This window comes from Salibacter sp., from assembly GCF_031581065.1.
GTDB lineage: Bacteria > Bacteroidota > Bacteroidia > Flavobacteriales_G > Salibacteraceae > Salibacter.
The window spans coordinates 459-16,083 of record NZ_JAVLBN010000046.1 but is presented as its reverse complement, the minus strand read 5'-3'; the positions used below and the strand labels follow the sequence as shown (position 1 = coordinate 16,083).

10 protein-coding genes and 1 rRNA gene (1 of these 11 running past the window's edge) are annotated in these 15,625 nt (G+C 41.7%); 7 read left to right on the top strand and 4 right to left on the bottom strand.

Features of this window, described 5'->3' with window-relative positions; genetic code table 11:
• The first annotated feature begins 282 nt into the window (after window positions 1–282).
• The 5 genes from uvrB (at window position 283) to RI557_RS09725 (ending at window position 6,794) form a co-directional block, all read left to right on the top strand.
• Window positions 283–2,325: an excinuclease ABC subunit UvrB gene (uvrB, locus tag RI557_RS09745; RefSeq protein ID WP_310668796.1), complete on the top strand. Its 2,043-nt coding sequence runs from the start codon at window positions 283–285 to the stop codon at window positions 2,323–2,325.
• A 102-nt stretch (window positions 2,326–2,427) separates the two neighbouring features.
• Window positions 2,428–3,267, top strand: a complete 840-nt coding sequence (locus RI557_RS09740) for a PASTA domain-containing protein (RefSeq protein WP_310668797.1) — start codon at window positions 2,428–2,430, stop codon at window positions 3,265–3,267.
• Window positions 3,264–5,432: a T9SS type A sorting domain-containing protein gene (locus RI557_RS09735; protein ID WP_310683505.1), complete on the top strand. Its 2,169-nt coding sequence runs from the start codon at window positions 3,264–3,266 to the stop codon at window positions 5,430–5,432. Before RI557_RS09740 ends, RI557_RS09735 begins: the two co-directional genes overlap by 4 nt.
• On the top strand, window positions 5,432–6,457 hold the full coding sequence (locus tag RI557_RS09730; RefSeq protein WP_310668799.1) for an RluA family pseudouridine synthase: 1,026 nt from the start codon (window positions 5,432–5,434) through the stop codon (window positions 6,455–6,457). The genes RI557_RS09735 and RI557_RS09730 overlap by 1 nt, the downstream gene beginning before the upstream one ends.
• Window positions 6,447–6,794: a hypothetical protein gene (locus RI557_RS09725; protein ID WP_310683503.1), complete on the top strand. Its 348-nt coding sequence runs from the start codon at window positions 6,447–6,449 to the stop codon at window positions 6,792–6,794. Before RI557_RS09730 ends, RI557_RS09725 begins: the two co-directional genes overlap by 11 nt.
• Window positions 6,795–7,111: 317 nt before the next feature.
• On the opposite strand, the gene RI557_RS09720 is transcribed toward RI557_RS09725, so the two are convergent.
• Window positions 7,112–7,450 carry a MerR family transcriptional regulator gene (locus RI557_RS09720; protein WP_310668801.1) on the bottom strand — a complete coding sequence of 113 codons (339 nt, stop codon included), beginning with the start codon at window positions 7,448–7,450 and terminating at the stop codon, window positions 7,112–7,114.
• Window positions 7,450–8,421, bottom strand: a complete 972-nt coding sequence (locus RI557_RS09715; protein ID WP_310668802.1) for a peptidoglycan DD-metalloendopeptidase family protein — start codon at window positions 8,419–8,421, stop codon at window positions 7,450–7,452. Before RI557_RS09715 ends, RI557_RS09720 begins: the two co-directional genes overlap by 1 nt.
• Window positions 8,422–8,504: 83 nt before the next feature.
• Between RI557_RS09715 and alaS the strand changes: the two genes are divergently transcribed.
• Complete coding sequence (alaS, locus tag RI557_RS09710) at window positions 8,505–11,117, top strand: alanine--tRNA ligase (RefSeq protein WP_310683501.1); 2,613 nt, start codon at window positions 8,505–8,507, stop codon at window positions 11,115–11,117.
• A gap of 30 nt (window positions 11,118–11,147) precedes the next feature.
• Here the strand turns inward: alaS and RI557_RS09705 are convergent, their stop codons facing one another.
• Both RI557_RS09705 and RI557_RS09700 read right to left on the bottom strand, forming a co-directional pair.
• A complete protein-coding gene (locus RI557_RS09705; protein WP_310683500.1) occupies window positions 11,148–12,566 on the bottom strand; it encodes a sugar transferase in 1,419 nt (472 codons plus the stop codon).
• On the bottom strand, window positions 12,566–13,450 hold the full coding sequence (locus tag RI557_RS09700; RefSeq protein ID WP_310668805.1) for a hypothetical protein: 885 nt from the start codon (window positions 13,448–13,450) through the stop codon (window positions 12,566–12,568). Before RI557_RS09700 ends, RI557_RS09705 begins: the two co-directional genes overlap by 1 nt.
• A gap of 665 nt (window positions 13,451–14,115) precedes the next feature.
• Between RI557_RS09700 and RI557_RS09695 the strand changes: the two genes are divergently transcribed.
• Window positions 14,116–15,625, top strand: a 16S ribosomal RNA gene (locus RI557_RS09695) (it continues 38 nt past the right edge of the window).

Genomic DNA, 15,625 nt, shown 5'->3' with positions numbered 1-15,625 from the left:
TGGCAGTAACGCAGCAGACGTAGCGAAACCGCAGTGCTCGCTGCGTTAGCCAAAACCAACATTAGAATGCCCTCAACCTTAACCTCAACCTTAACCTCGACTCTTAGTAAATCTTAGCCTTTGGCCCTAGCCAAAGCTTAGATGAACTTAGATCCTCGTGACGAAAGGAACGGGACTCGACCTCGCGCCTTTCGGTTCTGACCAATAACAACTCACATTAATCAAAATAAATCGTGCTCGCGTTCAACCCTTTTCCGAATTTTGCGTTCGTAGACTTTGATTATGGATTTTAAACTCACATCACAATACAAGCCAACGGGAGATCAGCCACAGGCGATTGAACAGCTTTCAAAAAGTATTCAGGACGGTGAACGCAGCCAGGTTTTGCTGGGCGTTACGGGGTCCGGAAAAACTTTTACGATGGCAAATGTTATTCAGGAAGTGGAAAAACCAACACTCATCCTGAGTCACAACAAAACGCTTGCTGCTCAGCTCTACGGAGAATTTAAGCAGTTCTTCCCTGATAATGCTGTCGAGTACTTTGTTTCGTACTACGATTATTATCAACCTGAGGCGTATATTCCAACGAGTGATACATATATTGAAAAAGATCTCTCAATCAACGATGAAATTGAAAAGCTGAGGTTATCAGCTACTTCTTCCTTGTTGTCTGGAAGGCGCGATGTGATTGTGGTTTCATCTGTTTCCTGTATTTACGGTATCGGGAATCCTTCAGATTTCAACGAAAGTGTTATCGAGATAAAGCAGGGAATGACGATCAGCAGAAATCAGTTTTTACACAAACTCGTTGATTCACTTTATTCGCGTACAACCGGAGATTTTCAGCGTGGTAACTTTCGTGTAAAAGGCGATACGGTAGATGTGTACCTCGCTTATGCTGATCACGCGTTCCGCTTCCACTTTTGGGGTGATGAAATTGAAGAAATAGAATCCATTGATCCGCATTCTGCTGAGCGATTAGATTCTTTTGAGGCTGTTAGAATTTACCCGGCCAACATCTTTGTTACGTCAAAGGAAAGTACGCAAAGAGCGATTAAAGAAATCGGTTACGACTTGATCGATAGGGTGGAATACTTTAAAGATATGGGCCAGCCACTTGAGGCCAAGCGAATTGATGACCGCGTGAATTACGATCTCGAAATGATGCGCGAACTCGGCTACTGTAGTGGTATTGAGAACTACTCACGCTATTTTGACCGCAGAAATCCGGGTGACAGACCTTTCTGCTTACTCGATTATTTCCCCGATGACTTCTTGCTCATCATCGATGAAAGTCACGTGACTGTTCCACAAATCTCGGCTATGTACGGTGGTGACCGTGCAAGAAAAGTAAACCTCGTTGAATACGGGTTCCGACTACCGGCTGCCCTTGATAACAGACCTTTAAAATTTGAAGAATTTCAGGGGCTTATTAATCAGATAATGTACGTGAGTGCAACTCCGGCCGAGTACGAATTACGCGAAACTGAAGGGGTTTACGTGGAGCAGGTTATTCGCCCTACCGGCTTACTGGATCCCAAAATAGAAGTGAGACCGAGAGATAATCAGGTTGATGATCTGTTAGAAGAGGTAAGGGTCAGAACCGAAAGAAAGGAGCGAGTCCTTGTGACAACGCTTACCAAGCGGATGTCTGAAGAGTTGGCTAAGTACATGACGAAAAATGGAATCAAATGCCGTTATATTCACAGTGATATCGATACACTTGAGCGCGTTGAAATACTCAGAGATTTACGTCTCGGGAATTTTGATGTACTGATCGGAATCAACCTATTGCGTGAGGGACTCGATTTGCCGGAAGTGTCGCTCGTAGCTATACTCGATGCTGATAATGAGGGATTCCTGCGCAGTGAAACCAGCATGACCCAAACTGCAGGTCGCGCAGCCCGTAATGTAAACGGTAAAGTGATCATGTATGCCGATCGCGTGACGAAAAGTATGCAGCGCACGATTGACGAAACAAACAGGCGCAGAGCTAAACAACAGGAATACAACGAAGAGCATGGCATTACGCCAACTCCACTTGTGAAATCTGTCGATCGAATTATGGATCAAACAAGTGTTGTGGAAGGCAAAGATGGAGAACGACAGGTTAAACCTGAAAAAGCTTATGTTGAGCCTCAGCAAACTTCAGTTGCGGCAGACCCTGTTGTTCAGTACATGGACAAACACCAGCTCGAGAAACAGAAAGAACAAATCAAGAGTCAAATGATGAAATCATCTAAACAAATGGACTTCATAGAAGCAGCTCGTCTCCGCGATGAGATGTATGAGATTCAAAAAATGATTGACGATAAGGAAGATTGATAGGATCTTTCCACGTTCATAAACCTTATATTTGAGAGTCGGTTTGATTCGCGTTCAATATCAAATCCACTTCATTATATTTGCGTTTTAAATAGTACACCCTTGAGCTTAATAAAATTCTTAGTTTCAAAAGTATTCTGGCTTCAGGTTCTGATCGCGATTTTATTCACAATCGGGATTATTTACGGAACCATGATTTACCTCGAATCCTACACCCGTCATGGTGTAACAGTTGAGGTTCCCGACTTGAGTGGTTATCACCACACCGAAGCAACTCCATTACTGGAAAAACAGGATCTTCACTCTATTATTTCTGATTCTATTTATGTTGCTGAGGAACCTCCGGGAACTATTGTTGATCAAAACCCAAACGCCTTAACAGAAGTAAAGCCGGGGAGAAAAATCTATTTGACCATCAACACGCAAAACCCACCACAGGTGGTGCTTCCGGCTCTGAATGATTTAACATTACGGCAGGCACAATCACGCATCATCACTTACGGGTTGAAAATTGACACGTTGATTTATCGCCCATCAGAATGTACCAACTGTATCGTGGGCGCTCAACTCAGGGATAGAGAATTGAAGCCCGGAGACAAAGTTGATAAAGGAACAGCAATCTCACTCATAGTAGGTTCTGGAGAAAGTGACGAGGTTATTCCAATTCCTGCACTTTACGGTCAGAGCCTGGAGCAAGCCAAAAAGTTTCTCAACAGCAAAGGCCTCAATATCGGGATAGTTCAATACGATGAAAAAGTCGATTCTGAGGAAGATACAATGAGTGCTGTGATTTACAATCAGTTCCCCGCATACGACACGAACAGGCAGGAAATGATAAACCTCGGTCGCTCGATGGACGTATTTTTGACAACTGATAGTACTAAAATCCCCGAGTTTGAGTTAATAGAACAGGACAGCATTACAACGCAAACTGATTCATGAAAAATCTGGTTCTGACAATAATTGGCGCCTTTGCCTCAGCAGGCTTATTTGCGCAGGATTCGCTATTGCCCCTCAAACAACAACCGCGCGGTCATTTTCAGGAAAGTTCTGCGCAATCATTTTCGGTCAGAGCCACCAATACCCGCGTTGTTTACCAGTTTGATACCATCGAGCTTCCTTTCATTGATGACTTTTCTAAAAACCTGACCAAAGACTACAGGATCGATTTGGATGACCCTTCTCTCATTAAAGAGTTTTGTCCAGATTTTACAGTTGATGGAAATGTTGTGAATACCGCACAATTCATGACTGATACATCCTATGATTATTCATTTAATTCCAATTCTGGTCAGTGGGATTCAACTGCAAATGCCCCACAAATTATCGCCTTTTTTGATTCATTGAATTGTGTTGATACAGTAGCACTCGACACTGTGTGGCCATTACCAAATGGAAGACTCGTTAACGGAGCTCTCAATCCAAATGTGGTTGCCGATAGCTTTTTAGTGAGCATCAACGATACAACCGTTTTTGTGCCGCCATCGAATAATGTCTTGTGGACTTCTAACGATGTTTACATCAATGAGAGTTATGGCGAAGCACCGCCAACAATTGGAGTGGCAACTTTTGACGGACTAGATTCTCTCGGTATGCCTCATAGTCCAAATCAGGGGCCGGGCGTTGAAGGTTTGGCTGATGTCTTTACTTCAGCTCCAATCCAACTAGGTAACCGCCCATCAGGAGGAACTTACAACAACTCTGATTCTATCATTTTAAGTTTTTATTATCAGCCACAAGGATTTGGAGACATGCCTGAGGAGGATGATTCACTGACCCTCGAGTTTTTAAACCTCACAACAGGACAGTGGGATTATGTTTGGAGTGCACAAGGCGAACCGAATAAACCATTCGAACAGGTTTTTATCAAAATATCCAACACTGATTATTATCAGGACGGCTTCCGTTTCAGATTTAAAAATCGCGCAACAACCTCAGGAAATTTTGATCACTGGCACATCGATTATGTGAGGCTTGACGCCAATAGAACATCAGATGAAAACACCATTGATGATGTTGCCTTTTCTGAGCAAGCTCCAAGCATTTTGAAAGATTACAGCCATGTTCCGTGGAGTCATTTCAAAAGTGATCCTCCCAGCTACATGGCCGATACATCAGGTACGGAATCGCACAATATGAGCGATATCCAGAAAAACGTCACTTTCAGTGTTCAAATCGAAGAAAACGGAACAAATATCTTCACAACTCCGGTTTTTCCCATTCCAAACTTTCAACCTGAGACTTTCCAACAACGTGATGTTCCCCTTCAAAACTTCGTGTTCCCTGATACGAACACAAACAAGCGACACACTTTTAAAGTGGCAAATGTTCTCAACACTACTCCAGACTTAAACCGAAATAATGATACTGCTTTTTACTGGCAGGACTTTGGAACGTATTACAGTTATGACGATGGAAGTGCTGAATATGCATACAAAGTTGTGGGGGCCAGTTCAAAGATGTCTGTTGAATACGATCTTGGCCCGGTGACTGATTCGCTCAGGGCTATCAACATTTATTTCCCTCGTACACTTGAGGATTATTCTGATAACCTGTTCAGGTTACAGATTTATAAAGACCTTGATCAGAACCCAGTTTACCAATCGGCATATTTTAACCCGGAGTACAGCTCGAGGAATATTGTTACGCGTTATGAATTGTCAGAACCGCTTGAGGTGACCGGAACGATTTACGTGGGAATTGAACAGCAGAACAGAGACGTACTTGTGGGTTTTGATCAGAACTTTGAAAAGCGTGATCGTTGCTTTTACAATGCAGGAAGTGGATGGTACAATATCAGTTTTGATGGATCTTTGATGATTCATCCTGAGTTTGACTCGCTTTACAACCCGTATCCGGTAGGCACACCTGAAGTGAGCAAAGAAAAAACAATTAAACTCTATCCAAACCCTGTTTCTCATGAGTTATCGATTGAAGGGCTGGATAAGCAACACAGCGCTTCTATCTTGGATCTGACCGGTAGAGAAGTATGGAACGGGCGAGTGTTCAATAGAATTGATGTGAGCCAAATTCCGCGCGGCACTTATATTCTACATATCCAAAACGAGCAAAAGCCGATCATCAAAAAATTCATTAAAGCAGAGTAGTGGAAGAGAACGAAGAACAGGATTTAATTGTCAATCACACAGTTGTGGCTGATGTTGGTCAGTCGCTCATCAGGATTGACAAATTTTTGAATGACAGGCTGCCCAATGCATCGAGGAATAAAATTCAGGAAGCGTTGAAAAGTGGCAACATTAAGGTGAACGATGAGGTTGTAAAACCGAATTACAAAATTCGCCCCCGTGATGTTGTAACGGTAATTATTCCTGCCGACAAAGAGCCCATGAAAGCTGAGCCTGAAGATATTCCGCTCGATGTGTTGTTTGAAGACGATGAGTTGATGGTGATCAATAAACCGGCCGGACTAGTTGTTCATCCCGGTGTTGGGAATAGATCGGGAACTTTGGTAAATGGCTTGTTGCATCACATTAAGAATTTGCCCGAGAAAAACGGATCTGACCGACCCGGGATTGTGCACCGTTTAGATAAACTTACTTCAGGCCTCATGGTTATTGGCAAGACCGAACAAGCTCTTAATAAATTGGCAGCTCAGTTTTTTCACCGCACAACGGATAGGCAATACATTGCATTAGTATGGGGTGACCTGGAAGAGGATGAGGGAACGATTGAAGGCAATATCGGTCGGAGCCTGAAAAACCGCAAGCTCATGAGTGTGTTTCCTGAAGGTGATTTTGGAAAGCCGGCCATAACACATTACAAAGTGCTTGAGCGATTTGGGTATGTCTCGGTTGTGAGCTGCAAACTCGAAACAGGACGAACTCACCAAATACGTGTACATTTTAAACACATTGGTCACCCACTCTTTGCCGATCCTGACTACGGAGGTGATAAGGTTTTAAAAGGAACAGTCTTCAAAAAATACAAACAGTTTGTAATGAATTGTTTTGAAATGCTCAACAGGCAGGCACTTCATGCTAAAACTCTCGCCTTTGATCATCCTAATACTGGTAAACGAATGTCTTTTGACAGTGAATTACCAGAGGATTTACAGTCAGTGATAGATAAATGGCGCAGTTACATTGCAAATAGGAATCCCAATGAAGCTTAGTTTTAGTAGCATGAAGAATAGGCTGGCTTTACTCCCCATTTTTGTGTTGAGTATCGTACTGATTAATGCCTGCGTTTTGTCACTTGGTGGTAGCCAACAACCCACAGGTAAAAAGTTCCACGTCATCATGCAAACTGAAAAAGAGAATGTGTCTTCATTAGAGAAAGACTATCAACACTTCTTTTTGGCATTTGAAAGAACACTTAGCACCCGAAATGGAATTCAGCTTTTCAGTTTTTATCCCGGTGATCAAAACCCAAAAGAAGTAGCTGAAAACTTCAATAAAGATGTCAGAATTCAATCTGCTCACCTCGATACTCCCACCCAATTGAGATAAATTTCATTTTTTTGAATGATTTAACTAGCTCATAATTAGTGGTTTGTTTGAGGATTATGAAATAAATTCAAACTTTTCACCAACCATACCCAACCAACATACAATAACTCGCGTGTATGTAAGTGAATTTCTCATAGGCAGTTTAGGATTAACTTGTTAACACACACATCGAAGGGCGTTTTTTACGCCCTTCGATGTTTCTGGACACTTCGTCTACAAATGATCTGCTAATTATTGAAGTTTTCCAAAAAAGCCGATGTTGTCACATAACAGCATCGGCTCTTTTTTTGAAATATTTTGAAAAGGAAGCTTAGGGATTAAAGAGCCTCTTTGATCTCGACTAAAAACGAGCGAATTTCTTTGAGTTTGAGCGCTATCTCAGCATTTTTTACTGTTTCGTCTCTGTTAGTCTTTAGCTTATTTTTTGCTCCTTCAAGCGTGAAGCCCCTTTCTTTGACAAGATGAAAGATTAGGTGAAAGTTTTCGATATCAGCTTTGGTGAATAATCGATTCCCTTTACTGTTCTTCTTTGGCTTAATGATATCAAACTCCTTTTCCCAAAAACGAATGAGCGAAGTTTTTACATCGAACATATCAGCTACTTCACCTATGCTGAAGTAGAGCTTTTTGGAGTTTTGAATATCATCGAGTTTCATTAATCAAAAGATTGATTGGTTTGTGAGGAGATTTCAATCATCCTGTCGTATTCGTTTGGTGTGAGGTCGTTAGAGTAGTAGTTGACAGGATTTACTTTTTTCTCGTCTTTGATCACCTCGTAGTGCAGGTGTGGTCCGGTTGATCTACCGGTATTTCCAACAAATCCAATTACATCACCACGTTTAATTTTTTGACCTACACGAACATTGTAATCGTTGAGGTGAGCGTAAAGCGTTTTGTAACCATAACCATGGTCCACAACAATGTGTTTGCCGTATCCGCCACCATTGTATGAAGCCTCTTCCACAACACCATCACCAGTGACGTGAACTTCAGTTCCTGTAGGAGCAGTAAAGTCCATTCCTGTGTGCATCAGTCTGATCTTTAAAATCGGGTGAAAACGCATCCCGTATCCCGATGCCACATGTGTGAGGTTCTCATTTGCAACAGGCATAATTGCAGGTATAGATGCGAGTAAACGCTCTTTTTTACGAGCCATATTGTAAACATCATCCAGCGATTTTGACTGGATATACATTTGCTTAGCCAGCTTATCTAATCTTTTAGTCGTTTCAATAACGAGTTCTGAATTATTGAACCCTTCTAAATCCTCGTATCTATTTGCACCACCAAATCCGGCTTCTCTAATATTATCGGGAATTGGCTCAGCCTCAAAAATAACGCGATAAATATTATCATCACGCTGCTCAATGTTAGCAAGGACATTGTCCAATTGCTCAATTCTGTTGTTAAGTATAGAATATTGCAGCTTGAGTTGTTCATTTTCGCGCTTGAGTCTTTTCTCCTTTGGAGAATCAAAAAGCGTAAAAAATAGTGCGATAAACACAACGGCAAAAACCAGTCCGGTTCCTATATATGAGAAGAATTTAAGTACTTTACCAAAAAACGAAAGCTCAGCTTTTTCATAGGTGAGCGTCTTGGGATTATACTTATACTTGGCTTTTGACATATATCCAATGTTACTTCACAAAATTAGGTATAAAAACTATTTTTGCAATCCCTTTAAAACGGGCAACAAAAACAAACAGTTACATGCAGTGGACATCAAACAAGATTAGGAAGACATTTTTAGAATTCTTTAACGGTCAGAACCACAAGATCGTATCATCAGCGCCACTGGTGGTAAAGGACGATCCCACATTGATGTTCACCAATGCCGGGATGAACCAGTTCAAAGAGTTTTTCCTGGGCAACGAAAAACCGGAAAATACAAGAGTGACTGATTCTCAAAAGTGTTTGCGTGTTAGCGGTAAACACAACGATCTCGAAGAAGTTGGAGTCGACACCTATCACCATACCATGTTTGAGATGTTGGGTAACTGGTCATTCAATGATTACTTTAAAGAAGAGACAATCGATTGGGCATGGAAACTGCTGACTGAAGTCTTTGGAATCTATAAAGATAGACTTTACATAACCATTTTTGAAGGCGATAAAGAAGATGGTTTACCCCGCGATACTGAAGCTTTTGATCTTTGGAATAAATATGTGCCGGCTGATAGAATTTTGGATTACGATAAATCAGATAACTTTTGGGAAATGGGCGATACTGGCCCATGCGGACCCAGCTCTGAAATTCACGTTGACATCCGCTCTGATGAAGAAAGAAATAAAGTAGATGCAAAAAAACTCGTCAACCGGGATCATCCTCAGGTTATCGAGATCTGGAACCTCGTATTTATCCAGTACAATCGCCAGGCAAGTGGCGAACTAAAACCACTTCCTGCAAAACATATCGATACCGGTATGGGATTGGAAAGACTGGCGATGGTTTTACAGGATAAGCAATCGAATTACGACACTGATCTTTTTCAGAACCTCATTCAGGCTACGGAGAAAGTAACCGGAGTTTCGTATTCCGGATCTGACCAAAAAAAGGATATCGCTTTTCGCGTTATTGTTGACCACATAAGAGCTATTAGTTTTTCAATTGCTGATGGTCAGTTACCATCAAACACAGGAGCCGGCTATGTAATTCGCAGAATTTTGAGACGCGCTGTTCGATACGGCTATTCATTCCTCGATCAAAAAGAAGCATTCCTGTACAAGTTGCTTTCGGCTCTGATCAAAGAAATGGGCGAGGCATTCCCTGAGCTTAAAAAGCAAAGTACGCTTATTGAAAAAGTAATGAAGGAAGAGGAGGAAGCCTTTTTGCGTACACTTGAAAAAGGAATCCAAAAGTTTAGCGAGTACCGAAAAAAACACGACAAAGTAGAAGGTGAATTTGCCTTTGAACTTTACGATACTTACGGTTTTCCAATCGATTTGACTGATCTGTTGGCAAGAGAAGAAGGGATGAAGCTCGATCTTGACGGATTCAAAAAAGCCCTTGAAGATCAAAAGAACAGATCGCGCAAAGCAACTTCAATGGAAGCTGGCGACTGGGTTGAAGTAAACCCGGCAGAGTCGACAAACTTTGTAGGATATGATCAAACTGAAGCAGAGGTTTCTGTTGCCCGTTATCGAGAGGTTAAACAAAAGGATAAAAAATACTACCAGTTAGTTTTAGACGAAACGCCTTTCTATCCTGAAGGTGGAGGTCAGGTTGGAGATAAGGGAAATCTGAAAAACGGGTCTTCTCAAATCTCAATTTTCGATACTAAAAAGGAAAACAACTTAATAGTCCACTTCATTAAAGAACTCCCTAAAGAGCTAAAGGGAAAGTTTACGGCTGAAGTTGACGTAACAAAACGTGAAAACGCAGCGCGAAATCACACGGCTACACACTTGTTACATCATGCTCTACGCGAAATTTTGGGTGAGCATGTTGAGCAAAAAGGATCGTTAGTCCGTCCTGATTATCTAAGATTTGATTTTTCTCACTTTCAAAAAGTGACTGATGAAGAGCTCCAACAGATTGAAAAACGCGTCAATGAACTTGTTTTAGAAAATACTCCGCTCGTTGAAAAGCGTAATATCCCAATGGATGAAGCTATGCAGATGGGAGCTCTTGCGCTTTTTGGAGAAAAGTACGGGGACGCTGTTCGCGTGATCAAATTTGGCGATAGCGTAGAGCTTTGCGGAGGTACGCACGTTCCCGCGACCGGAGCACTCGGTTTGTTCAAGTTGACAAATGAAACATCTGTAGCTGCCGGAATTCGAAGGGTTGAAGCAATCACAGGAGCTGAGGCTTACCGCTACGTTAGTGAACGCATCCAACAACTCGATATCATTGCTGAGGAAGTCAAAAACAAAAAAGATCCTGTTAAAGGTGTTCAGCAAGTTATCGGTCAGAACCGGGAGTTGTCAAAGCAAATCGATTCTTTGAAGCAAAAAGAAGAAGTAGCCGAAAGAAATGCGCTTCTATCAGAGTTAAAAGAATTAAATGGAATTCAGTTCCTGGCTAAAACGGTTGATTTAGATGCAGGATCTATCAAAAATCTCGCGTTCAAATTACGAAAAGAACTCAAGAATGCTGTTATCCTTTTGGGAAGCAAAGACAAAAAAGTGACCCTTTCTCTAATTGTGACTGATGATGTTACGCAATCAAAAGGAATAAAAGCGGGTGAAGAAATCCGTGATTTAGCTCAGCATATTAAAGGTGGTGGAGGCGGTCAACCGTTTTTTGCTACTGCAGGAGGAAAAGACGCGAACGGATTGGATGAGGCTTACAAGCAGATTGAAGAAAAGGTGAAAAGTCTTTAATCACTACTAATCACAGTTAGGTTCTGACCATTACTTTCCTCTTCGTTGTAAGACGATCAAAACGGTGTAGATTAAAATCTTAATGTCCAGAAAAAGCGACATATTTTCGATGTAGATAAGATCGTAGTGGAGTCGCCTTACCATTTCTTTTACTGATGAGGCGTAGCCAAATTTCACCTGTCCCCAGCTCGTGATGCCGGGCCTCACTTTTAAAAGGTGCATGTAATGCGGAGCTTCATCGGTGATTAGATCGATGTAATATTGGCGTTCTGGCCTTGGGCCAACCAAACTCATGTCACCAATAATGACATTGTAGAACTGTGGCAATTCATCGAGTCTTGTTTTGCGCATAAACCTGCCAATTGAGGTAATACGCGGGTCATCCTCCGATGATAGTTGCGGACCATTCTTTTCAGCATTCTTGAACATGGATCTGAACTTGAAAATTTGAAAAGGCCGCCCGTTTTTACCGATTCGCTCCTGAGAAAAGAAAACAGGTCCCCTTGATGAGGTTTTCACTAAAATTGCCAAAATCAGTAGTAGAGGGGCAAGTAGGATGAGGGCAATAATACTCGCAACCACATCCATTATTCGTTTAACTGTAAATTGCCAAAGCGGCATTAACTCCCTGTTGACCTGTATTAGTGGGGTGCCAAAAATGGAAGTCATATTAACCTGGCCAGATAGGATATCGTACATATCTGGAATTATTTTGATAATCACATTTTCATATTCGAGTAGTGTGAGAATCTTTTCCATTTTATCGTGCTCTGACGATTCCACAGCGATTATGACTTCTTCTATATTATTATTGCGAATGATTTCATGAATATCTTCGAGTTTTCCTAAAACAGGCAGGTCAGATCCAAACTTATTAGAAGTCTCACCATTAACCTGTATACAGCCAATAAACCTGAAACCGCTAGATTTTTTAGCAGTTTCCATTTCATCAAATAACTCACGCGCTTTAACACTGTTCCCTACTAATAAGGTATTAAAGCCGATTATTCGATTGTGAATTTTGTGAGCAAGTATGGAAGAAAGCACTAACCTTGGAGTTGTAGTGAAAAAGAAATGCAACCCAAAAAGAGTGGCGTATGAAATGTAATAACCCGTGTAATTGTGGATCTCATCATCCAAAACGAAAGCGAAGAACAAAATAGTAACACCAACAAAAGTTTGAACCAAAGTTTTTCCCAGCTCGCTCAACCTCGATTTGCGAAACGGGTTTTTGTAATACCCTGCCAAATAATAAAAATTCACCCAAAAAATCGGAATCAAAATAAGAGCAGCGTAAAACTTCTCATTAAAAACAAGGTCAACTGATTCGTCAAACTTGAGTGGTTCCAGGTACTTTTTTCTAAATACGTAAAAACTCACCCAGCTTAAACCTGCTGCCAATAAGTCGCTGATGATGTACTTGAGCCGCTCGGCTTTTCTATTGAGCATTAAAGTCTGAGCAGTTTAAAGTTATCAAAATAGAATTCAGCAGGTGGATTTGAAATATTGTGAGCAGCAGAAATGCTGATACCATATCGCTGAGCATTTCTTGTTGCTAAAACCCTATCTGAAATATCAATATAGATTTTATTCCATTTTGCTTCTCCATTTTCAGTACTCGGATTCATATATATTACAGGTGTCTCTTCAATTACACCTTCAGTATCCTCATATATTAGATTAACATTGAATGTTGATGTTGCCTTGTAATCCATTTCAATGAAAACCGGAGCACTGACAAAAGTATTAGTTGCAAAATTATTTGATGTTAGAGCAAAGTGCATGCGCGCACCAGTATCAATTTTTGTGTAAGCCACATAGTTCTCTTTATAAGGTATAGAGTCAACCTGCACTCTTTCCAAGTCCACATCACTTGCTTGCCTTCTTTTTAATGTAACTGCCGATTGCTCAAAATTCTCTTTCCACAAGACCTCAGTATTTGGGTTGTAACTTACAGTAGGAGTAAAACTAACTGTATCGAGATCACTAATATTAATAGTCGTATCGAATCGAGTATAAAAAGGGTAATCCATTCTTGTAGCTGCAATACCGTTTACCTTAATACCGGCTCTTATTAAAATGTCCACATTGCCATCTTCTTTAATTGCAATCGTATTCGGCAGGTTATAAATTCCCTGCTCAGATCCGTTGACATTTAACCACACATCAGGAATGTTAGGTTGGCCAACACCAAATACAGATGGATTTTTATAATCAACCTTTACTGAATCTATTTGGATGTAAGAAGGCAGTTCCTCAGGCTGGTCGATTGCTTCACAGCTAACAAGACTAATGGTCAGAACCGTAAGCAACAATTGTATTGATCTCTTCATATAAGTCATCTCTTAACGAATCGTGCCTTTAAATATTGCTGCGAAAGTAATTGTTTTCAATTCTTGAGTCATGTACATAAGGTATAAATTGCTTTTTTGCATCTTCATGTATCTTCGGCTGTAACTTCCTGTAGAGATGGAGAATCATATTCTGATTTGTAAACCCTGAATTATATTTAAATTATTATTGATAACCCCATTAATTGTATGTTGCTATTTGTCAGCTTTATATAGAGTTGTCGATTAAATAGACTTGAAAAACTTTAAAAAAAAGCTTGGTAAATGTTGTATGCAATAAAAATACGCTTAGTTTTGCATCCGCATTTTAAGAAAAACGTTCTTACAAATAGCAGAAACTTTTTGATATCATGATAGCGCTTAGCGCCATGAGTAAAGGCAAAGAGAAATATTTTTTACTTTTTCGCTTGCTAACTTTCAAAACAGTTATATATTTGCAGCCCGCTTTCGAGCTGGTGATAAGCTGGGTAAGAAAGTTGGGATAAAAAAAAGCAACAAAAGAGTTGTTAAAAGCGAAAAAGGTATTACCTTTGCCGCCCGCTAAACTCGAAAGGGTTAGTGGAAAAGAGAAGAGAAAAAGTTCTTTGAAATAATGGAAAGCATCGCAAGAGTTCCCTGAGGTTCTTGAGAGAAAAAATAAGGATATTACAACGAAGAGTTTGATCCTGGCTCAGGATGAACGCTAGCGGCAGGCCTAACACATGCAAGTCGAACGGTAACAGATCCAGCTTGCTGGATGCTGACGAGTGGCGCACGGGTGCGTAACGCGTATACAACTTGCCTTCAACAGGAGGATAGCCCAGAGAAATTTGGATTAAGACTCCATAATATTTTCGAGTCGCATGACGTGAAAATTAAAGCTCCGGTGGTTGAAGATAGGTATGCGTCCCATTAGTTAGTTGGTGAGGTAACGGCTCACCAAGACAGCGATGGGTAGGGGTTCTGAGAGGATTATCCCCCACACTGGTACTGAGACACGGACCAGACTCCTACGGGAGGCAGCAGTGAGGAATATTGGTCAATGGACGCAAGTCTGAACCAGCCATGCCGCGTGCAGGATGACGGCCCTACGGGTTGTAAACTGCTTTTGTAAAGGAATAAATACGAGTACGTGTACTTGTTTGAAGGTACTTTACGAATAAGCACCGGCTAACTCCGTGCCAGCAGCCGCGGTAATACGGAGGGTGCAAGCGTTATCCGGATTCATTGGGTTTAAAGGGTGCGTAGGCGGATTTTTAAGTCAGTGGTGAAATACTGCAGCTCAACTGTAGAACTGCCATTGATACTGGAAATCTTGAGTATGATTGATGTGGGCGGAATACGTCATGTAGCGGTGAAATGCATAGATATGACGTAGAACACCGATAGCGAAGGCAGCTCACAAAGCCATAACTGACGCTGAGGCACGAAAGCGTAGGTAGCAAACAGGATTAGATACCCTGGTAGTCTACGCTGTAAACGATGATCACTCGCTGTTGGCGATACACTGTCAGCGGCCAAGCGAAAGCATTAAGTGATCCACCTGGGAAGTACGTTCGCAAGAGTGAAACTCAAAGGAATTGACGGGGGCCCGCACAAGCGGTGGAGCATGTGGTTTAATTCGATGATACGCGAGGAACCTTACCAGGGCTTAAATGCAGAGTGACAGGTTCGGAAACGAACTTTTCTTCGGACACTCTACAAGGTGCTGCATGGTTGTCGTCAGCTCGTGCTGTGAAGTGTCGGGTTAAGTCCCATAACGAGCGCAACCCCTATTCTTAGTTGCCAGCGGATAATGCCGGGGACTCTAAGGAGACTGCCAGTGCAAACTGAGAGGAAGGTGGGGATGACGTCAAATCATCACGGCCCTTACGTCCTGGGCTACACACGTGCTACAATGGTCAGTACAGAGGGCAGCTATCTCGCGAGAGAATGCGAATCTCAAAAGCTGATCTAAGTTCGGATTGGAGTCTGCAACTCGACTCTATGAAGCTGGAATCGCTAGTAATCGCGCATCAGCCATGGCGCGGTGAATACGTTCCCGGGCCTTGTACACACCGCCCGTCAAGCCATGGAAGCCGGGGGTACCTGAAGTCGGTAACCGAGAGGATCTGCCTAGGGTAAAACTGGTAACTGGGGCTAAGTCGTAACAAGGTAGCCGTACCTTCCAGTACGGCT